This is a genomic window from Staphylococcus petrasii (genome assembly GCF_002902565.1).
GTDB lineage: Bacteria > Bacillota > Bacilli > Staphylococcales > Staphylococcaceae > Staphylococcus > Staphylococcus petrasii.
Genome location: NZ_PPRC01000027.1, coordinates 27,603 through 48,924 on the forward strand (window position 1 = coordinate 27,603; position 21,322 = coordinate 48,924).

Annotated in this window: 23 protein-coding genes; 12 read left to right on the forward strand and 11 right to left on the reverse strand. The window is 34.6% G+C overall.

Features of this window, described 5'->3' with window-relative positions; translation table 11 throughout:
- Positions 1 to 304: 304 nt before the first annotated feature.
- Positions 305 to 547, reverse strand: coding sequence for a NifU family protein (locus tag CD127_RS05630; RefSeq protein ID WP_002433501.1), 243 nt, complete (start codon positions 545 to 547; stop codon positions 305 to 307).
- Between the two features lie 103 nt (positions 548 to 650).
- On the opposite strand from CD127_RS05630, the gene CD127_RS05635 reads away from it, so the two are divergent.
- A complete protein-coding gene (locus CD127_RS05635) occupies positions 651 to 983 on the forward strand; it encodes a YuzD family protein (protein ID WP_103297644.1) in 333 nt (110 codons plus the stop codon).
- A gap of 50 nt (positions 984 to 1,033) precedes the next feature.
- Here the strand turns inward: CD127_RS05635 and CD127_RS05640 are convergent, their stop codons facing one another.
- The gene (locus tag CD127_RS05640) at positions 1,034 to 2,098 is read right to left on the reverse strand and encodes an NAD(P)/FAD-dependent oxidoreductase (protein WP_103297643.1); all 1,065 of its coding nucleotides are present in this window, start codon (positions 2,096 to 2,098) and stop codon (positions 1,034 to 1,036) included.
- 337 nt (positions 2,099 to 2,435) lie between these two features.
- Here CD127_RS05640 and CD127_RS05645 point away from each other — a divergent pair, with 337 nt between their 5' ends.
- The 6 genes from CD127_RS05645 (at position 2,436) to CD127_RS05670 (ending at position 8,110) form a co-directional block, all read left to right on the forward strand.
- Positions 2,436 to 2,681 carry a YuzB family protein gene (locus CD127_RS05645; protein WP_103297642.1) on the forward strand — a complete coding sequence of 82 codons (246 nt, stop codon included), beginning with the start codon at positions 2,436 to 2,438 and terminating at the stop codon, positions 2,679 to 2,681.
- Between the two features lie 12 nt (positions 2,682 to 2,693).
- Entirely contained in the window at positions 2,694 to 3,053 is a 360-nt protein-coding gene (locus CD127_RS05650; RefSeq protein WP_103297641.1) for a HesB/IscA family protein, read from the forward strand.
- 375 nt (positions 3,054 to 3,428) lie between these two features.
- Entirely contained in the window at positions 3,429 to 4,637 is a 1,209-nt protein-coding gene (locus tag CD127_RS05655) for an NAD(P)/FAD-dependent oxidoreductase (protein ID WP_103297640.1), read from the forward strand.
- A gap of 84 nt (positions 4,638 to 4,721) precedes the next feature.
- Positions 4,722 to 6,197 carry a M17 family metallopeptidase gene (locus CD127_RS05660; RefSeq protein ID WP_103366051.1) on the forward strand — a complete coding sequence of 492 codons (1,476 nt, stop codon included), beginning with the start codon at positions 4,722 to 4,724 and terminating at the stop codon, positions 6,195 to 6,197.
- Positions 6,198 to 6,389: 192 nt separating this feature from the next.
- On the forward strand, positions 6,390 to 7,709 hold the full coding sequence (locus CD127_RS05665; RefSeq protein WP_103297638.1) for a Na+/H+ antiporter family protein: 1,320 nt from the start codon (positions 6,390 to 6,392) through the stop codon (positions 7,707 to 7,709).
- A 20-nt stretch (positions 7,710 to 7,729) separates the two neighbouring features.
- Positions 7,730 to 8,110, forward strand: coding sequence for a PaaI family thioesterase (locus tag CD127_RS05670; protein ID WP_103297637.1), 381 nt, complete (start codon positions 7,730 to 7,732; stop codon positions 8,108 to 8,110).
- Between the two features lie 43 nt (positions 8,111 to 8,153).
- Here the strand turns inward: CD127_RS05670 and CD127_RS05675 are convergent, their stop codons facing one another.
- From CD127_RS05675 to CD127_RS05715, 9 genes are all read right to left on the reverse strand, one after another.
- The gene (locus CD127_RS05675; RefSeq protein WP_103366052.1) at positions 8,154 to 9,317 is read right to left on the reverse strand and encodes an NAD(P)-binding domain-containing protein; all 1,164 of its coding nucleotides are present in this window, start codon (positions 9,315 to 9,317) and stop codon (positions 8,154 to 8,156) included.
- Between the two features lie 123 nt (positions 9,318 to 9,440).
- Positions 9,441 to 9,797: a Na+/H+ antiporter subunit G1 gene (locus tag CD127_RS05680; RefSeq protein ID WP_103297635.1), complete on the reverse strand. Its 357-nt coding sequence runs from the start codon at positions 9,795 to 9,797 to the stop codon at positions 9,441 to 9,443.
- On the reverse strand, positions 9,775 to 10,065 hold the full coding sequence (locus CD127_RS05685) for a Na(+)/H(+) antiporter subunit F1 (protein ID WP_103297634.1): 291 nt from the start codon (positions 10,063 to 10,065) through the stop codon (positions 9,775 to 9,777). The genes CD127_RS05680 and CD127_RS05685 overlap by 23 nt, the downstream gene beginning before the upstream one ends.
- Positions 10,065 to 10,544 (reverse strand): Na+/H+ antiporter subunit E, encoded by a 480-nt coding sequence (locus CD127_RS05690; RefSeq protein WP_103297666.1) that lies wholly within the window; start codon positions 10,542 to 10,544, stop codon positions 10,065 to 10,067. The genes CD127_RS05685 and CD127_RS05690 overlap by 1 nt, the downstream gene beginning before the upstream one ends.
- Positions 10,545 to 10,546: 2 nt before the next feature.
- Entirely contained in the window at positions 10,547 to 12,043 is a 1,497-nt protein-coding gene (locus tag CD127_RS05695) for a Na+/H+ antiporter subunit D (RefSeq protein ID WP_103366053.1), read from the reverse strand.
- The gene (mnhC1, locus tag CD127_RS05700; protein WP_103366054.1) at positions 12,030 to 12,377 is read right to left on the reverse strand and encodes a Na+/H+ antiporter Mnh1 subunit C; all 348 of its coding nucleotides are present in this window, start codon (positions 12,375 to 12,377) and stop codon (positions 12,030 to 12,032) included. Before mnhC1 ends, CD127_RS05695 begins: the two co-directional genes overlap by 14 nt.
- Positions 12,377 to 12,805 carry a Na(+)/H(+) antiporter subunit B gene (locus CD127_RS05705; RefSeq protein ID WP_103297631.1) on the reverse strand — a complete coding sequence of 143 codons (429 nt, stop codon included), beginning with the start codon at positions 12,803 to 12,805 and terminating at the stop codon, positions 12,377 to 12,379. The genes mnhC1 and CD127_RS05705 overlap by 1 nt, the downstream gene beginning before the upstream one ends.
- Positions 12,786 to 15,197, reverse strand: coding sequence for a Na+/H+ antiporter subunit A (locus tag CD127_RS05710; RefSeq protein ID WP_103366055.1), 2,412 nt, complete (start codon positions 15,195 to 15,197; stop codon positions 12,786 to 12,788). The genes CD127_RS05705 and CD127_RS05710 overlap by 20 nt, the downstream gene beginning before the upstream one ends.
- 133 nt (positions 15,198 to 15,330) lie before the next feature.
- Positions 15,331 to 15,711, reverse strand: coding sequence for a kinase-associated lipoprotein B (locus CD127_RS05715; protein ID WP_103297629.1), 381 nt, complete (start codon positions 15,709 to 15,711; stop codon positions 15,331 to 15,333).
- Between the two features lie 68 nt (positions 15,712 to 15,779).
- Between CD127_RS05715 and CD127_RS05720 the strand changes: the two genes are divergently transcribed.
- The 5 genes from CD127_RS05720 (at position 15,780) to CD127_RS05740 (ending at position 21,290) form a co-directional block, all read left to right on the forward strand.
- Positions 15,780 to 16,382, forward strand: coding sequence for a peptidylprolyl isomerase (locus CD127_RS05720; protein WP_103366056.1), 603 nt, complete (start codon positions 15,780 to 15,782; stop codon positions 16,380 to 16,382).
- A 315-nt stretch (positions 16,383 to 16,697) separates the two neighbouring features.
- Complete coding sequence (gene ygs / locus CD127_RS05725; protein ID WP_103297627.1) at positions 16,698 to 17,078, forward strand: S1 domain-containing post-transcriptional regulator Ygs; 381 nt, start codon at positions 16,698 to 16,700, stop codon at positions 17,076 to 17,078.
- 249 nt (positions 17,079 to 17,327) lie between these two features.
- Positions 17,328 to 18,455, forward strand: coding sequence for an NADH-dependent flavin oxidoreductase (locus tag CD127_RS05730; protein WP_103297626.1), 1,128 nt, complete (start codon positions 17,328 to 17,330; stop codon positions 18,453 to 18,455).
- Positions 18,456 to 18,746: 291 nt separating this feature from the next.
- Positions 18,747 to 19,937 (forward strand): ornithine--oxo-acid transaminase, encoded by a 1,191-nt coding sequence (locus CD127_RS05735; protein WP_103366057.1) that lies wholly within the window; start codon positions 18,747 to 18,749, stop codon positions 19,935 to 19,937.
- 108 nt (positions 19,938 to 20,045) lie between these two features.
- Positions 20,046 to 21,290: a Glu/Leu/Phe/Val family dehydrogenase gene (locus CD127_RS05740; protein WP_103297624.1), complete on the forward strand. Its 1,245-nt coding sequence runs from the start codon at positions 20,046 to 20,048 to the stop codon at positions 21,288 to 21,290.
- Positions 21,291 to 21,322 lie beyond the last annotated feature (32 nt).

Below are 21,322 nucleotides of genomic sequence, written 5' to 3' on the forward strand. Positions count from 1 at the left end.
CTCCCTCAGGCGTCGCTCAACTACGTTCCATTATCCATTTTAGAACTACTTACGTAAGTGTTTGAACGCTTAAATCATCAATAACTTTAAATCCCTCGAGCGTCACTTAACGTCATTTTATTGTCCATATTTAGAATTTCTTACTTAAGTTAGTACTTATGTTAATTAAAATTATTCCTAGCACAACTTCTTTTGCAGTTTATCTTTAGAATGTCTTTTCATCTTTAGTATTTATAAAAAATAAAAAAGTCATAGGAGGGAGCGTATGCTCTTTCCTATGACTTTAGTTTATATATGAGGCGTTTTAGAATACTTGTTCTACTTCGATAACGCCTGGAACTTCTTCGTGTAATGCACGTTCAATACCAGCTTTTAATGTGATTGTTGAGCTTGGACAAGTACCGCAAGCTCCGTGTAATTGTAATTTCACGATGCCGTCTTCAACATCTACTAATGTGCAGTCTCCGCCGTCACGTAATAAAAAAGGACGTAAACGTTCAATAACTTCAGCTACTTGATCAAACATTGTTGCATTCTCAGTAGGCATGAGATATGTCTCCTTTCAAGTAAATTACTTCATAAATTCATTATTAATTTATTATAATAGATAAAGAAAGAAAAATCTATAATACAAAACGGGGGATTTGAGTATGACTAAAGTGAGTGTTGTCGTATATGGTGCAGATGTTGTTTGTGCAAGTTGTGTGAATGCACCAACTTCTAAAAATACTTACGAGTGGTTAAAACCATTACTAGAACGTAAATATCCAGATATTAATTTTGAATATACGTATATTGATTTTCAAAATGAAACTGAAAATCTTAGCGATCATGATCAACAATATATCGAGCAAATTGAAGAAGATGAACTCTTCTATCCATTAATCACTATGAACGATGAATATGTAGCAGATGGTTACATTCAAACAAAGCAAATTACAAACTTTGTTGATAAACATTTCGCAAATAAAGATAATGAATAATTAGATGATAAAAGCGCAATTCTCATTCAATGATGAATTGCGCTTTAATATTAACCGTTATGATATTTATATAACCATAGTACGCCTGATTTAAGGATATGAGCTAAACGACCTGTAACGGTGCGATCCATAATATAGGCGAAACCTTTTTTCTCTCCTAATGAACCTAAGAAACCTTGAACTTTAAGTTCTGGCATTTTTTCAGGTAGGGGTTCATTATTCCATTGTTTTTTAAGTACGTCTGCAATTTGATCGCCTTGAACTTCGGCTAACTGTGCACTCGGTGCATGTGGTAAGTCTGCACAATCTCCCACGACGTATACATTTCTATATGTAGGAACTTGGTGATATTGGTTAATAATCACGCGACCACTTCGATTAATATCAATTGGTAAATTTCTTACAATTTCAACTGGTTGAATACCTGCTGTCCATACAACTAAGTCGACGTCTTCTGGTGTACCACCATTATAGATTTTACCAGGCTCAACTTTATCAATAAGTGAATTTGGTACCACTTTAACGTTATTTTCGCGGAACCATTTCGCAATATAATTACTTAATTTTTCAGGAAAATTTCTTAAAATACGTTCGCCACGGTCATATAAAATGACTTCCAAATCTTCGCGACTTTCACGTAATTCACTAGCTAATTCAATGCCACTTAAACCAGCACCAACGATACCTACGCTAGCGCCTTTAGGTAATTCGCTAATACTATGGAATGTTTTACGCGCTTTAGATAATGTTTGAATACTATGTGTGTATTCTTCTGCGCCTGGCACGTTGTGATATTTATCTTCACAACCTAAGCCAATCACTAATTCGTCGTAATCTACTTTAGTGTTTCCAACTGAAACAATTTGAGATTCTAAATCGATATCATTAATTTCCCCGTAAATTGTATTGATTCGATCAGAGTCTGGAAAGTTCATACGTACATCAGTGTCAGATTTTGTCCCTGCCGCTAAAGCGTAAAACTCTGGCTTTAATCCATGGAATGGCATGCGATCAATAAGAGTTAATGTGTAATCTTGTGGAAGGGCATCAGGAAGAATACGTGACATAATGCGCATATTTCCATAGCCGCCACCAAGCAATACTAAATTTTTCATATGCTATACCCCTCTATATATAATTTTATTTCCGTAAAATATTAAATAATTAATAATTTAATTTACCTCTGAATGTGTTGAATGTTTGGAAAATGTGGCAAATTACGAAATCGTTATTTTATTGCCCCTTACAATAAAATACACGATTTATGTATAATTTTATTATATATGTTTTTCAAAATGACTACAATCAAATGTATGATACAAACAATTAGGTGGTAAGCCAATTAACTTTAAATTAGAAATTTAAAAATATAAGTTTATTGAGCTAAGGCAATGCAAGGCCTCAATTGATTTGTTATAATAATGTAATTAAAAATGAAGAAGAAGGTGAAGTATGTTTCCATTAGTCGAGTTCTGTATTTCGAATATGGCCAAAGGCGGAGACTACGTTTACGATAAATTAGAAAATGACCCAGATGTAGATGTATTAGAATATGGATGTTTAAACAACTGTGGCGTTTGTTCATGTGGGTTGTATGCATTAGTCGATGGTGATACTGTTGAAGGTGATACACCAGAAGATTTATTAAATAATATCTATAAACATATTGAAGAAAATGATTTTACAAACTTATTATAGGAGGAATTTGTGATGCCAACTGTAACATTAACAGAAGCTGCTGCTTATGAAGTTAAAGATATGTTAAAAAGCAATGATATGGAAGATGGCTATTTAAAAATTAAAGTAAATGGTGGAGGATGTACTGGTTTAACGTATGGTATGTCTGCTGAAGAACAACCAGGAGAAAATGATGAAGTATTAGAATTCTACGGTTTAAAAGTATTAGTAGATAAATATGATGCGCCAGTATTAAATGGTACGACTATCGATTTCAAACAATCGCTAATGGGTGGCGGTTTCCAAATTGATAATCCAAATGCCATTGCTTCTTGCGGTTGTGGTAGTTCATTTAGAACTGCGAAGGTTGCTGGAAATCCCGAAAATTGCTAATTATTTATTTGAAAAATGTGGATAAATTTTATTAAAGAGTTCTAGAATTATAATTTAAAAATTTATATGCAATTATTTAAAGTATAGTCCTGTTGTCGCTTGAAAATGTAGTGTAAAAGCTATAAAATTAAATATGGATTGAACTTTGTCTTTTTTGTGAATGAAAGTTCATAAAAAATATATTGGAAGATAAAAGTGTTGATTAGGACTATAAATGGGGATGAACAATTAGGTTAAGTGCAAAGTTTCAAATGAATTATCAGACTCACATATGATATTAAACATTTCATGAGAGGTCTGAACTTTGTTATGTTCTGAAATTTGTAGCCTTTATCTACATTTAAGAAAATACTAATGAAAGCTTAGGTGAATTAAATGGCTCAAGATCGTAAAAAAGTACTTGTTTTAGGTGCTGGTTACGCAGGTTTACAAGCAGTAACTAAATTACAAAAAGAACTTTCTGCTGATGAAGCGGATATCACTTTAATCAACAAAAATAAATATCACTATGAAGCAACTTGGTTACATGAAGCTTCAGCTGGTACATTAAATTATGAAGATTTAATCTACCCAATCGAAAGTGTTATTAAAGAAGATAAAGTTAAATTTATCAACGCTGAAGTAACTAAAATCGACCGTAATGCTAAAAAAGTAGAAACTAACCACGGTATCTACGATTACGATATTTTAGTAGTAGCTTTAGGTTTCGAAAGTGAAACATTTGGTATCGATGGTATGAAAGACCACGCATTCCAAATTGAAAACATCGAAACAGCTCGTAGATTATCTCGTCACATTGAAGATAAATTTGCAAACTATGCAGCTTCAAAAGAAAAAGATGATAAAGATTTAGCTATCTTAGTTGGTGGTGCTGGTTTCACAGGTATCGAATTCTTAGGTGAATTAACTGATAGAATTCCAGAATTATGTAACAAATATGGCGTAGACCAAAATAAAGTAAGAATTACTTGTGTTGAAGCTGCTCCAAAAATGTTACCAATGTTCTCTGATGAATTAGTAAACTACGCTGTAAACTACTTAGAAGATCGTGGCGTTGAATTCAAAATTGCTACTCCAATCGTTGCTTGTAACGAAAAAGGTTTCGTAGTTAAAGTTAACGACCAAGAACAACAATTAGAAGCTGGTACTGCTGTATGGGCTGCTGGTGTTCGTGGTAGCAAATTAATGGAAGAATCATTCGAAGGCGTTAAACGTGGCCGTATCATCAATAAACAAGATTTAACAATCGAAGGTCATGACGATATCTTCGTAATTGGTGACTGTTCTGCATTCATCCCAGCTGGTGAAGAACGTCCATTACCAACTACAGCTCAAATCGCTATGCAACAAGGTGAACACGTTGCTAAAAACATTAAAAATATCTTAAACGGCGAAGCTACAACTGACTTTGAATATGTAGACCGCGGTACTGTATGTTCATTAGGTTCTCATGACGGTGTAGGTATTGTTTACGGCAGAGACATTGCTGGTAAAAAAGCTGCATTCATGAAAAAAGTTATTGATACTCGTGCAGTATTCAAAATCGGTGGCGTAGGCTTAGCATTCAAAAAAGGTAAATTCTAAGTTGTCATTATAAAAGTATAATATGAAGCCTCTTGCTACTCAGCAAGAGGTTTTTTTAAACACTTATAAAGGAGTGGATAGTAAATGGTCAATTTCACTAATAACAACAATAGTACAGCACAGGAAGAAGTCCTTATCTTAGGTTTGCCTGACCATATTAACCAACTAGGTACGGTTAATTATAATAATGAAGATTTAACGCAACGTATTGATACATATCGTCATCATCATCTGGTTCACAGTACTTTAGGTAAAATTTCTTCAACGCTTTTATCGCTTGAAAATGAATCTAAACGTTTAATAACAGTTGGGTTAGGTAATTTAAAATCGCTCAATTATGCAGAATTATTGAAAGCGTTCGGTCATTTGTTTCAATTTTTAAAAGAAGAGGGAATTACTAACGCAGATGTACTCTTTGAGACGTTCATTTCAAAAGAGGTGGCGCAAAAGAAAGTGGCGGAAGTCTTTGGCTTACAAAGTGAACAAGCCATTTATGTATTTGATAATTATAAATCTAATAAATCTGCGCCTTATCAACTAGATTTAAATATAATCTCAGAAAATGAAAATTTAGTCTCAGAAATTGAAAAGGGTGTAATAGTAGGTCAATCTATTAATCTAGCTCGTGATTTCAGTAATATGCCTCCAAATATTTTAACGCCATCATATTTTGCAGAACAAATTGAAGATCACTTTGCAGAAACTAAAGTTGATATAGATATTAAAGATGGTGAAACGTTATTAGCGGAGGGCTTTGGCTTAATTCACGCAGTAGGAAAAGGCTCTGAGAACCAACCAAGAGTTATTACTTTAACGTATAACGGTGCTCAAAGCGATGAACCTCCTGTAGCACTAGTCGGAAAAGGTATTACTTACGATTCAGGTGGTTACAGTATTAAATCTAAAATGGGTATGCAAACGATGAAATTCGATATGTGTGGCGCAGCGAATGTCGTAGGAATGATTGAGGCAGCGTCACGACTTAAGCTTCCAATCAATATCGTTGGCGTGATTGCATCTGCTGAAAATATGATTAATCATAACGCAATGAAACCGGATGATGTGTTTACAGCACTTAGTGGAGAAACGGTTGAAATGTTAAATAGTGATGCGGAAGGTCGTTTAGTTTTAGGAGATGCGGTTTTCTATGCAAATCAATTCAAACCAAGCATTATTTTAGATTTTGCTACATTGACAGGTGCTGCAGTGGCTGCATTAGGAGAAGATAAAGCAGCATTATTTAGTTCGAACGCAGATAAGGACATTCAAGATATTTTAGCGAGTGCTAAAGCAGTAGATGAGTTTGCTTTTGAATTACCAATCACTAGTACCGAACAACGCTTAATTCGTAACTCTGATGTGGCAGATTTAGTTAACCATACGAATGGTCAAGGAAAAGCGTTATTTGCTGCAACCTTTGTAACACACTTTAGTGGCGAAACACCACATATTCATTTTGATATTGCAGGCCCAGCTACGACAAACGTAAAAAGTTATAGAGGACCTAAGGGACCAACTGGCAGTATGATAACTACAGTAGTCAATTGGTTACGTCAATAAAGACTCGTTTGATCAAGAATAAATCAAATGCGTACTACAAAGAACTAGAGCTAACTTTAAATAGCTTTGGTTCTTTATTTTTTAAAGGAAAATATTTAAAACGCATATATTGACAATAATTAGACGACTTGATATGATTAGTCACATAATATTTCGCTTTAGTTCGGTAGAGTGTTAAAGGATGTGAAAGATATGATAAATGCAGTTGTGATTGCTGTCATTTTAATGATTATCTTATGCCTGTGTAGACTTAATGTTGTCATAAGTTTATTTATAAGCTCGCTAGTAGGTGGGTTGATTTCAGGTATGAGTTTAAATAAAGTGATTAGCGTTTTTGGTAAGAATATCGTGGATGGTTCTGAAGTAGCTTTAAGCTATGCTTTATTAGGTGGTTTCGCAGCACTTATCTCGTATAGTGGGATAACTGATTATCTCGTTAATAAAATCATACGTGCGATTCACACTGAGAATAGTCGACTTTCTAGAGTTAAAGTCAAAGTCATCATTATCGTTGCACTTCTCGCAATGAGTATTATGAGTCAGAACTTAATTCCAGTACATATTGCTTTTATTCCTATTGTGATTCCGCCACTTATCAGTCTATTTAATGATTTGAAAATTGATAGACGATTAATTGGCTTGGTAATAGGATTCGGATTATGTTGGCCTTACGTTTTATTACCTTATGGGTTCGGTCAAATTTTCCACCAAATTATTCAAAGCGGCTTCCAAAAAGCACATCACCCTATCGAATTTAATATGATTTGGAAAGCGATGCTCATTCCATCTATGGGTTATATCGTAGGTTTAATCTTAGGTATGATTGTTTATCGTAAACCTCGTGATTATAAGACAGAAACTTATGTTGAAAATGAGGATACAGTAACTGAAGTGAGAACATATGTGTTAGTAGTAACAGTAGTTGCAATTTTAGCTACTTTCTTAGTACAAACATTTACAGATTCAATGATATTTGGTGCATTAGCAGGGGTACTTGTCTTCTTTATCTCTGGCGTGTATAAATGGAATGAATTAGATAGCCAGTTTGTTGAAGGTATTAAGATTATGTCATTTATCGGTGTCGTAATTCTTTCAGCCAATGGTTTCGCCGGTGTAATGAATGCTACTGGTGATATTCAAAAATTAGTCAGTAGCTTAACGGAAATTACGAGTGGACATAAATTAATTAGTATCATTGCGATGTATATTATTGGTTTAATTGTGACATTAGGAATCGGTTCATCATTTGCGACTATACCAATTATTGCGACATTATTTATTCCATTAGGTGCTTCACTTGGTTTAGATAGTATGGCATTAATTGCACTAGTAGGTACAGCCAGTGCACTAGGTGATTCTGGTTCACCAGCAAGTGATTCGACATTAGGACCAACTGCAGGGTTAGCGGTAGATGGTCAGCATGATCACATACGAGATACATGTATTCCGAACTTCATTTTCTACAATGTACCTTTAATGATTTTTGGTACAATTGCAGCTATGGTATTATAGGTGTAAATGAGGTGAAATAGGTGACCAATTTATTAGAAACCTTTGAAATGAAGATTGAAGAAACAACTAACGGCAAAGTTGTAATCTCTATGCCTGTCACAGATAAGGTGAAGCAACCATTCGGTTATTTGCATGGGGGCGCGACGATTGCACTAGGTGAAACAGCATGTTCCATCGGTGCAGCAAATTTAGTTGATACCAATCACTATATCCCATTAGGCTTAGAAATGAATGCGAATCATATTCGTTCTGTAAAAGAAGGACGCGTGACAGCAACGGCTACAATTATTCATCAAGGTAGTACAACCCAAGTTTGGAATATTGAAATTAAAAGTGACGATGACCAATTGATTAGTATAATGAGAGGAACAATTGGCATTAAACCTTTAAAACATAAATAATACGAAATAACAAAAGTGGTCTTTTTTAAAGGCCACTTTTGTCTTATGCAAATTTATTTTTAGAATAATTTAATTTTTGAAAAGCGTTGTGAATACGTTGAGCTGCTTCTCTGCCACCCATAATATTTCTCGCAAATGGTCCTAATTCTAAATCGGCCAAACCTCCAGCTACAAATAGTTGAGGTAACCATTCTAAGTCAGAAGTTATATCGGGTAAACCACATTGTGTAAGGGGTGCTTGTTCATGTTGAATTAGAGATTGAACCATATTTTGTTTCATTAATGTAGCTTCGAAACCTGTGGCTAATAGAATGAAATCATAAGGTGTTGCCGATGTTTCTGTAATAATTTGATGGTTTTCAAGTTTTAAAATTTTATCGTGATGGATGATTAAACGTCCGTTTTGAACATGCTTTTTCAAACGTAAATATAATTCTTGAGGCATTGAACCTTTGTGGCGCGCCTCAGTAATAATTTCCATTCGTTTTTCAGAGGAGGTTATTTCCAAGAATGGCCCCATATTTTTTGGCCCTAACCATGCAGGATCTGCATCAAAGTGTTGAATATCAATGTCTTTATTCATCCACAGATGAACAGTTTTATCAGGTGATTGGTTCAATAATTTAAGCGTTAAATGCGCTGCTGAAATACCACTTCCAACGACATGTGAACTTTTCTCATACATAGTTGGATTAAATTCTTTTTTGAAAATGTGGCAAACATTGCTTTCATTTTCAAAAAGAGAAGGAATATAAGGTTGGTGATTACAACCTTGAGCCAAAACTACACAATCTGTATGTAAAACTTGAGCATTAGATAAATAAATTCTCCATTGTGAACCAGTGCGTCTAATCTGATTCACGTAGCCTTGAAGATGGCTATCATTTAAATGATAGCGATGCACTAGTTCATGAACATGATGCATAAACATATCTGTTTGAGGGCGTTGATAGCGTCCATAAGTCGCATTCGTATATTGTTGAAACTTCGCAAATTGCTTTAGATGAAATGGATTGGGATGAATATGATGGACGATAGGTGAGCGTAAAAAGGGCATACTTATTCTATGAGTGAAGTCGTTAAACTGTTCACATAAAGATGAATAGGGATCAATAATTGTTAAGTTATCAATCGAAAGACCTGCTTCACGTAATTTAATTGCGATAGTTGTACCTTGAATGCCACCGCCGATAATAGTCCAATGCATAAGAACACTTCTTTCTTTATAAAACGTAATAATTACGATTTATAATAGCATACATAATTTTAGAAGACAATAACTAAAAAAGCTCTAGTCGAAAAAACATTCGACTAGAGCTTTAGTGTTATATTATATTTTCTTGTCTTTAAATTCATCTTTGAGATCGTCAATTTTAGTATCTTTAGTATAAGGTGTTTTATTATTATAAGCGGCTCTCATAATTAAATGACTTGAAAGAGGACCGGTAATAAAAATAAAGATAATACCAAAGATTAATTGCATGTTGATATACTTTTCAGTACCAATAAAGTATAGGAAGGTACCAAATAGTAAGAACATAGCACCTAATGTTGCTGATTTACCTGCAGCATGTCCACGTGAATAAATGTCTTTCAGACGTATCATACCAATAGCGGTAACAACACTGATTAATGCGCCAGCAATAACGAATAGAATAGATAAGCTAATCATGATGGTTGCTATCATGTTCGATCACCTTACCTTTATCTATATATTTTGAAAATACTGCTGTACCTAAAAATGCTAAGATACCAATTAATAAAATGGCTACAAGTAAATATTGAGCGCCTATGAAGATACTGTATAACGCGACGCATGCCATTAATTGTAAACCTACGGCATCAAGCGCTAAAATTCTATCGGCTAAAGTAGGGCCTTTAATAATGCGAATAAACATAGCTAACATAGAAAGTACTACAATGATGAGTGCAATTAGCATAATGAGTTTTACCATTAGTCTTCGCCCACCTCTCTAACCACTTTTTCAAGTGATGATTTAATTCCTTCAACTTCTTCTTCCTTCGTACTAAAATCAATCGCGTGGATATAAATCTTAGTTCTATCATCACTAATACCTAATACGACTGTGCCTGGCGTAAGCGTGATTAAATTAGATAGTAGCACGATTTGCCAATCTGTCTTTAAATCTGTGTGATAAGTAAAAAAGCCAGGTTGATTTTGTAATTTAGGTCGTAATACAATCTTTAATACATCAATATTGGCTTTAATTAATTCTATAAGAAAGACAACAATAAGCTTGATGATTTTATAAACTCTTATTAAATAAAATTTGCCAGGTAACGCTTTATTAAATAAGTAAACAATTCCTAAACCGAGTAAGAAGCCTAGTAATAGATTATTTAATGTGTAACTTCCACTTAGAAATAACCAAATGAATGCTAAAAGAAAATTTACGGTAATTTGAATGGCCATCATTATCTACCTCCTAATACACTATGAATATAAACGCTAGGATCATAGAATGATTTGGCTGCTTCTGATATTAATGGATATAAAAAGTCGGCAGATAAACCAAATAATACAGTGATAACGACGGCTATAATTGAAATAGTTGCCGGGTAGTTAACATTTAATTTTTGATTTACATTATAACCTTTAGGTTCTCCGAAGAAGCCTTGTAAAAATATACGAATGACTGAATAAAGTACGACTAAACTTGATAATAATACGATAATGCCGCTAACGTAGAATCCTTTTTCAAATGTAGCCTGCACAATATAATATTTTCCATAGAAACCGCTTAAAGGCGGAATACCTGCTAAGCTTAGAGCAGCAATAAAGAATGACCATCCAAGAACAGGATACGTTTTAATTAAACCACCAAACTCTTTTAAATTTGTTGTTTTAGTGATTTGATACATCACGCCAATTAGTAAAAATAAAGCAGTTTTTACTAACATATCGTGTAATGTGTAGTAAATTGCGCCAATAATCCCAGCTTGGTTCATCATTGCTACACCGACTAAAATAACGCCAACTGCAATCATAATATTATAGATAATAATTTTTTTAGTATCATAATATGCGATAGCGCCAACTGATCCAAAGATAATTGTTAGAAGCGCTAAAAACAGAATGGTGTAGTGTGAAAAGCTAATAGTATTTTGGAAAAATAAGCTTAGTGTTCTTGCAATGGCGTAGACACCGACTTTAGTTAATAAAGCACCAAAGAAAGCGATAATCGCAAACGGTGGCGCATAGTATGAACCTGGTAGCCAGATATACATTGGAAATGCACCAGCTTTTGTTGCAAACACAAATATAAATAAAATAAAGACAATACTTAAAAGACCGCTATGTGTATGATTAAGCTGAGCAAGCTTATCACTGATGTCTGCCATATTTAATGTGCCTACAACGGAATATAAAATACCTACTGCAATAACAAAAAATGTTGATGTCACGATATTAACGAGTAAATATTTCACTGTTTCACGTAACTGTATTCTTGTACCACCTAATACAAGTAGGGCGTAAGAAGACATTAAGAAAACTTCGAAGAATACAAATAGGTTGAATATATCTCCGGTTGTAAAGGCACCAATAATACCAACTAGCATAAACATTATTGAAAAATGAAAATAATAGCGTTCTCTATCTATGCCAGCTGTCGTTATTGAATAAGCAGTAATAAGAATTGTAATGATAATGCTCGTTACAATAAGCATGGCACTAAATGAATCTAATAAGAAGATAATGCCATAAGGTGCTGGCCATGAACCTAATTCTACTTTAAGAGGTCCATGGTTAATGACACTGATTAGATTAATGATTGCTACAGTTAAAGTTAAAGCTAAACCAATTAATGTGACATAACGTTTAGCTTGAATGCGTTCACCAAGAAAAATCAGTATAATCGCAGTGATAATAGGTACAACTAATGTAAGGACTACTAAATTATTTACTATCATCTTCAGGTACTCCTTTCATTAGTTCTACGTTGTCTGTACCTAATACTTTGTACGTTCTAAAGGCTAATACTAAGAAGAACGCGGTTGTCGCAAAAGCGATAACAATTGCTGTAAGTATTAGGGCGTGAGGGATAGGATCTACATATTGAGCAATACCTTTTTCATAAATAGGCATTTCACCATGTTTTAATCCACCCATTGTAATTAAAAATAAATTTGATGCATGTGTGATTAATGTTGTCCCCATAACAATTCGTATCAAACTTTTAGATAAAACGAGATAGACACTAATTGCTGTGAGAATACCACATACAATAATCATGATAATTTCCACTATTCGTTCTCTCCAATCGTTATAATAATTGTCATGACTGTGCCGATTACTGCACACATTACGCCGAAGTCAAAGAACATTGGTGTGTTCATATGCACAGGTTGAAGTAGGGGTAACGGAATGTTGAATTCTGTATGCGTGAAAAAGTTCTCTCCATAGAACCAACTTGCAATAGGTGTGCCTACACAAAACAACAGTCCGATACCTATTAATATTTTAAAATCCCAAGGGAATACTTTGCGCATTGTTTTAATATCAAACGCAATCGCAATAATCGTTAAGGCACTTGAAAGTAATAATCCGCCGACGAAGCCACCACCTGGTGTATAGTGTCCTGCGAAGAATAAACTCATGCCGAATAAAACGATGAGGAAAGCGATAATGACAGCTGCGTACTGGAACATTAAATTATTTTTCTGTCTGTTCATCGCGTTTCACCTCACTTGCTTTATGTTTACTGCGTAATTTGATCATGGTATAAACACCTAAACCAGCGATACCTAGTACCGAAGATTCGAATAATGTATCCATACCACGGAAATCAACTAGGATGACGTTAACCATATTCTTACCATGTGCTAAATCATAAACATGTGCTTTGTAGTACTCACCGATTGAAGTGAAATGGCGATTACCATATGCAATTAAACCTAATACAATCACGACTAAACCTACACCAATGGAAATAATAGCATTGGTTATTTTAAAAGAAGGTTTCTCGTTATAACGATTTAAATTAGGTAAGTGATAGAAACATAATAAGAATAAACCAGTAGAAATTGATTCTACGACAAATTGAGTTAACGCTAAATCTGGTGCTTTGAAAAAGACAAATAATACTGATACTGAATAGCCAACGACACCAAGCATGATAATACTGAATAAACGCGATGATGCGAATACTATCATGAATGATGCCACTATTAAGATAAGAAGAATGACAATTTCATAAATATGAATGTTGTTAATATCTTTAAAGTTAAAGCTAAATGGCACGCTGAATAGCGTTACAATCGTCATTAAAATTAACATACCAAATATAATCACTAAACTATCTCTAACGTATCCATTTACATAACTATTTGTCATTTTCGCTGACGTTGTTGGTAACCATTTTCCAGTAGAATCGTACCAATGGTTAAATGTTAGTTTCGTTGGCTGAGCTTGTAATAATCGAATCCAATAGCCAAATGTAAGTAATAGTAATATCCCTACAATCCAAATAGTTAATGTTGAAATGAAGGCAGGGGTAATACCATGGAACATATGGAACTCAGCGTGTGTAGTTGATAAGTTACTAATCGCTAATGTAGCTGGTTCAATAATAGTTTGCGTTAATAGACCAGGCGCAAAGCCAAAGACAATTACTAAAATAGCTAAAATGCTTGGAGAAATTAACATTAAGATTGAAACTTCATGTGCCTTCTTAGGTAATGCATTCGGTTTGTGCTGACCGAAAAATATATGTAAGACGAATTTAATCGAATACACGAAAGTGAAAATACTACCTACAATAGCTAAAATCGGGAAGATTATCCCTAATGAATTAAGGCTAAAAATGTGCGCATGAGAAACTTCAATCATTGCTTCTAAAAATTTCTCTTTAGATAAGAACCCGTTGAACGGCGGAACACCGGCCATACTTAAGGCTGTGATGACTGTAATCGTAAATGAAATAGGCATAATTGTAAGTAAACCGCCTAATTTCTTCACATCACGTGTGCCTGTCGCATGATCAACGGCACCAGTAACCATGAATAATGCACCTTTAAATGTAGCATGGTTAATTAAGTGAAATACTGCAGCAGTGAATGCAGCAACGTAAAGTTGACTTTGACTACCTTCAAAATGATAGCTCACCGCTCCAATACCTAACATAGACATAATCATGCCAAGTTGAGAAACGGTAGAGAAAGCCAAGATGCCTTTAAGATCTTGTTGTTTCGTTGCATTTAATGAAGCCCAGAATAACGTGATAAGCCCGACTAATGTAATAGTCCATATCCAACCTTGTGAAATGGCAAATAGTGGGGTAACACGTGCTACTAAATATAATCCAGCTTTTACCATTGTTGCTGAGTGCAAGTAGGCACTGACTGGTGTTGGTGCTTCCATTGCATCGGGTAGCCAAATATAAAATGGTACTTGTGCAGATTTAGTAAATGCACCTAGCATGATTAAAATCATTGCTAAAGTGAATATTGGACTGTGCTGTATTTCGAACGCATGTTCAAGTAAATGATGGAGGCTTAAAGAATTTCCGGCTACAGAAATAAGGATGAAGCCGCCAAGTAAACTTAATCCTCCAAATACGGTAATGATAAGTGATTTCTGAGCGCCGTAGATAGAGGCTTGTTTCTCTCTCCAAAATGAGATGAGTAAGAAACTTGAAAATGATGTTAACTCCCAAAATAGATATAAAATAATTAAGTTATCTGAGAGTACAACTCCCAACATTGCACCCATGAATAGTAATAAATAACAGTAAAAATTCCCGAGTTGTTCGGATTTACTAAGGTAGCCGATAGAATATAGTACGACTAAACTACCGATACCTGTAATGAGTAAACTAAACAATATACTTAAGCCATCTAGATATAAATCAAAGTTCATACCGATATGTGGCATCCAATTTAATGTATTTATTACTGTATTACCTGACTGAGTAGTCGATATAAGAGATAAGAAATAAATAAATAAGACAACAGGAATAGGTAATACAAACCAACCTAAATGAATCTTCTTAGAGAATCGATAAAGGATTGGAATAATGAGTGCAAATATTAACGGTAAAATGACCGCAATATGTAACAAACTCACTATGTTTTCCTCCTTTAAAAATATTTATGGCATACATTATACATGAATCATTCCGTTCTGAAAAACGGTGAAAGCCCATGTATACAGTGATTTCCTAGAACTTGTTAAATAAGAAGAAACACGTCAAAATTACTTAGAAAAATTTTTGTTTATATTGAATTGAGTAGTCATTTTTTAGATTTTCAAGATTATTTAAAGCCATTTTTGAAAATTCTGTGTCTTGTTGTTTAAGGTCATTTTCCATTTTTGTGATAGCTTGTTGAAGAGAATCTTCGTATTTCATTTCTTCAACATTAAAGTCACGAAGTTGTGAACGTGTCGCATAACGTTTTTCGTAATGACTTAAGGCACGACGTTCATGAAAGAAGACACCTTCTACTTGACCAGGGTTGTGTAAATCGCCTTGTTTAGGGTGTTTGATGACTTGTTCAACTTGAACAAGTACTTGGTCTTCATTCTCCTCTTTAATCGTTACGCCATAAGCGCCTGTCTTATGTGAGAATCGATATAACATGCTATATTACTCCCTTTCAAATGTGTTAATATATACCTATATCATCATAACATGAATGGAGAATCTAAATGACTAACTATCCACAGTTAAATAAAGAAATACAAGATAATGAAATTAAATTAGTTATGCATACAAATAAAGGGGATATGACGTTTAAATTATTCCCAGATATCGCACCTAAAACAGTTGAGAATTTCGTGACACATGCGAAAAATGGTTACTACGATGGCATTACTTTCCACCGTGTAATTAACGATTTCATGATTCAAGGTGGCGACCCAACTGCAACAGGTATGGGCGGAGAAAGTATCTATGGCGGTTCATTTGAAGATGAATTCTCAATGGAAGCTTTCAATTTATATGGCGCGCTTTCAATGGCTAATGCTGGACCAAACACTAATGGTTCACAATTCTTTATTGTCCAAATGAAAGAAGTACCAGAAACAATGTTAAATCAATTAGTTGATGGCGGTTGGCCAGAAGAGATTGCTAAAGCTTATAGTGAAAAAGGCGGTACACCTTGGTTAGATCAAAAACACACTGTATTTGGTCAATTAATTGAAGGTGAAACAACATTAGAAGATATCGCTAATACTAAAGTAGGCGCTCAAGATAAACCAGTTCATGATGTGGTTATCGAATCAATCGACGTTGAAGATAAAAACGCATAAGTGAAACGGTAGAATGTGTTTCAATTTCTAACGAGAGCGGTTGACACATTAGTTTCATAAATTGAAAGTTCAATTAAATATTGTTGGAAATTGAGCGAGTCGATAAATAGTTTGTCGGCTCGTTTTTTTGAATGTTTTTTTGAAAAGTTATTACGTCTTCGCCTCGTGAATATATAGATTGAGCTAAATCAAATAGTGAAGATTAAATTTAATAAATAATTGAAAAATAAAATTTTTATCCCTTAATAGTTAGTCCCAGTTTATATTTTATGCTATTATAAATATGTTAAGAATATCGAATAAGGGGTTATCAAGTTGAATACTCACTATAAAGTAGGTCAGCATATTAAAGTGCGTGTGACTGGCATTCAACCGTATGGCGCTTTTGTTGAGGCCCCTGACCATACTGAAGGACTAATCCACATTTCAGAAATCATGGATGATTATGTCCATAACTTAAAAAAATTTCTATCAGAAGGACAAATTGTTAAAGCGAAGATTTTATCAATTGATGATGAAGGAAAACTTAATTTGTCACTCAAAGATAATGATTACTTTAAGAATTATGAACGAAAAAAAGAGAAGCAGTCAGTATTAGATGAAATTAAAGAAACAGAAAAGTATGGGTTTCAAACACTTGAAGAACGCCTACCGGTCTGGATTAAGCAGTCTAAACGTGCGATTCGTAATAATTAATTGACTGTAAACACGCTAAGCTAACGTTATTTACTCACAATAACGTTAGCTTTTTTGATTTTTTAATGCGCCGGGCCTAAGCTTAAATGTGCGGATGAGATGGCGATGGCCACTTTCTTTCATGATTAAAAACTATATTTAAGGGAATTTATTTAAAGTATGTATGCATGCACATGCAAGCAAAAAACTAGAGAACAATTTTCTATCCGTGCTATAGTTTGAGCATAAATAAGGAGGAAAGGAATCATTATGAATACTAAATATGAAAAGTTATTTGAAACAGTAACATTACCTAATGGCGTTGAATTAAGAAACCGTTTTGTGTTAGCGCCTCTCACACACATTTCATCAAATGATGATGGTACGATTTCAGACGTTGAAATTCCATATATTGAAAAACGTTCTAAAGATGTAGGCTTAGCACTTAATGCCGCTAGTAATGTGAATGATATTGGTAAAGCTTTCCCAGGACAACCATCCGTTGCACATGATTCAGATATTGAAGGTTTAAAACGCTTAGCACAAGCTATGAAGAAAAATGGCGCGAAAGCGTTAGTACAAATTCACCATGGTGGTGCGCAAGCTCTACCAAACTTAACTCCTAATGGCGATGTCGTAGCGCCAAGTCCTATTTCACTTAAAAGTTTCGGTCAAGAACAAGAACACGATGCGAGAGAAATCACACCTGAAGAAATTGAACAAACAATTAAAGATTTCGGTGAAGCGACACGTCGTGTGATTGAAGCAGGTTTCGATGGTGTTGAAATTCACGGTGCCAATCATTACTTAATCCATCAATTCGTTTCTCCATATTATAATAGAAGAAATGATGAGTGGGGCGACCACATGAAGTTCCCTACAGCTGTGATAGATGAAGTACTTAAAGTGAAAGAACAACACGCTAATAAAGACTTTATCGTTGGTTACCGTTTATCTCCTGAAGAAGCAGAATCTCCAGGTATTTCAATGGAGTTAACTGAACAATTAATTAAGACAATTACAGAGAAAGCAATTGACTACGTGCATATTTCAATTGGAGATATCCACTCTGAAACACGTGAAGGTAAATATGCTGGTCAAGAACGCTTGAAATTAATCCATAAATGGGTAGATGGTCGCATGCCAGTGATTGGTATCGGCTCAGTATTTACTGCAGACGATGCATTAGATGCGATTGAATCAACAGGCGTGGAATTAGTCGCACTTGGTCGTGAAATTCTATTAGATTATAATTTCATTGAGAAAATTAAAGAAGGAAAAGAAGACGAAATTATTTCTTACTTCGATCCTGAACGTGAAGATAATCATGAATTAACACCAAACTTATGGAAACAATTTAACGAAGGATTCTATCCATTACCTCGTAAAGATAAATAATAAATTAGGAAAGCTTGTACTACGCAATGTAGTGCAAGCTTTTTTTCATACTATAGTTATAAAAATTTTAACATTAAAGTTATCCGAAAATTTTTATTATTTTACTTGTAAAAATACAATGTAATATGTCATTATATCTGTAAGGGCTTTCACAACATGTATACCTCTTTAAAAAAGTGGACTAATTCTATTTTCATTTTCAAAAAAGAGAAGTATACCTATGTATTAATCATGAAAGCCGCTCTCGTATGGCCATTAGTTTTAATATAATTTAAGCAAAGGGGAGATATTATGACTAAGTCAGAACAAATCATTGAATTAACAAACCACTATGGAGCACATAACTACGTGCCTCTACCAATCGTTGTAGCAGAAGCAGAAGGCATTTGGGTAACTGATCCAGAAGGTAATAAATATATGGATATGTTATCAGCATATTCAGCTGTTAACCAAGGACATCGTCATCCTAAAATTATCCAAGCATTAAAAGATCAAGCAGATAGAGTAACTTTAGTATCTCGTGCGTTCCACAGTGATAATTTAGGTGCATGGTATGAAAAGATTTGTAAATTAGCTGGTAAAGATAAAGCATTACCAATGAATACAGGTGCAGAAGCGGTTGAAACGGCATTAAAAGCTGCACGTCGTTGGGCTTATGATGTGAAAGGTATCGAACCAAATAAAGCTGAAATTATTGCCTTTAATGGTAACTTCCATGGTCGTACTATGGCGCCAGTATCATTATCTTCTGAAGCAGAATATCAACGTGGCTATGGTCCACTATTAGATGGTTTCCGCAAAGTTGATTTCGGGGATGTTAATCAACTAAAAGAAGCGATTAATGATAACACAGCAGCTATCTTAGTAGAGCCTATTCAAGGGGAAGCGGGAATCAATATTCCGCCAGAAGGTTATCTTAAAGAAATTAGAGATTTATGTGATGAACATAACATCTTATTTATCGCTGATGAAATTCAAGCTGGATTAGGCCGTTCAGGTAAATTATTCGCAACAGATTGGGATAATGTTAAACCTGATGTTTATATCTTAGGAAAAGCACTTGGCGGTGGCGTGTTACCAATTTCAGTTGTATTAGCTGACAAAGAAGTGTTAGATGTGTTCACACCAGGTTCACATGGTTCAACATTTGGTGGTAACCCATTAGCATGTGCCGTATCAATTGCAGCGTTAGATGTTATTATCGACGAAGATTTACCTGGTCGTTCAAATGAATTAGGCGAATACTTCAAATCAGAATTACAAAAAATTGAACACCCAGCAATTAAAGAAGTTCGTGGACGTGGTCTCTTTATTGGTGTTGAATTACATGAGAGCGCTAGACCTTTCTGTGAAGCATTAAAAGAAAAAGGTTTACTATGTAAAGAAACACACGATACAGTGATTCGATTTGCGCCACCATTAGTAATTTCTAAAGAAGAATTAGATGACGCATTAGACAGAATTAGAAGCGTTTTTGAATAAGTTCAAAAAGTTGTAACATTCATTTTGAAAACCCTTTAAAAAGCAATCACATATGTTACAATATGTATGAAAGCGAAATCATTTGTTAAAAAAGAGGCGAAAGTGAACATGACTGAGAATAATAATTTAGTGACTTCTACACAAAGTATTATTAAGGAAGCATTACACAAATTGGGATTTGACGATGGTATGTACGAACTAATCAAAGAACCATTACGATTCTTACAAGTTCGCATCCCAGTGCGTATGGATGATGGTACAGTTAAAACATTTACAGGTTACCGTGCGCAACATAACGATGCAGTAGGTCCTACAAAAGGTGGGGTACGTTTCCACCCAGACGTAGACGAAGATGATGTAAAAGCATTATCAATGTGGATGACTTTAAAATGTGGTATCGTTAATTTACCTTACGGCGGTGGTAAAGGCGGTATCGTCTGTGACCCACGTCAAATGAGTATTCATGAAGTTGAACGTTTATCACGTGGTTATGTACGTGCAATTTCTCAATTCGTAGGTCCAACAAAAGATATTCCAGCACCAGACGTATTTACTAACTCTCAAATTATGGCTTGGATGATGGATGAATATAGTGCATTAGATAAATTTAACTCTCCTGGTTTCATCACAGGTAAACCAATCGTATTAGGTGGTTCACAAGGTCGTGACCGTTCAACTGCATTAGGTGTTGTAATCGCAATTGAACAAGCCGCTAAACGTAGAGGTATTGATGTTAAAGATGCACGCGTAGTTATCCAAGGTTTCGGTAACGCAGGTAGTTTCTTAGCTAAGTTCTTATATGATATGGGAGCAAAAGTTGTAGGTATTTCTGATGCATACGGTGCATTACATGATCCAGAAGGTTTAGATATTGATTACTTACTAGATCGTCGTGATAGCTTTGGTACAGTTACAAACTTATTCGATAACACAATTTCTAATAAAGAATTATTTGAATTAGATTGTGATATCTTAGTACCAGCAGCGATTTCTAACCAAATTACTGAAGAAAATGCACATGATATTAAAGCAGATATCGTAGTTGAAGCAGCAAATGGTCCAACTACACCTGAAGCTACACGTATTTTAACTGAACGTGGCATCTTATTAGTACCAGACGTATTAGCAAGTGCTGGTGGTGTAACAGTATCTTACTTCGAATGGGTACAAAATAACCAAGGTTACTATTGGACAGAAGAAGAAGTTAATGAAAAATTACGTGAAAAATTAGTAACTGCTTTCGATACAATTTATGAATTAGCTCAAAACAGAAAAATTGATATGAGATTAGCAGCTTACATCGTAGGTATTAAACGTACTGCAGAAGCAGCACGCTACCGCGGTTGGGCATAATTTTATACTGAAATAAATTACAAACGCTATAG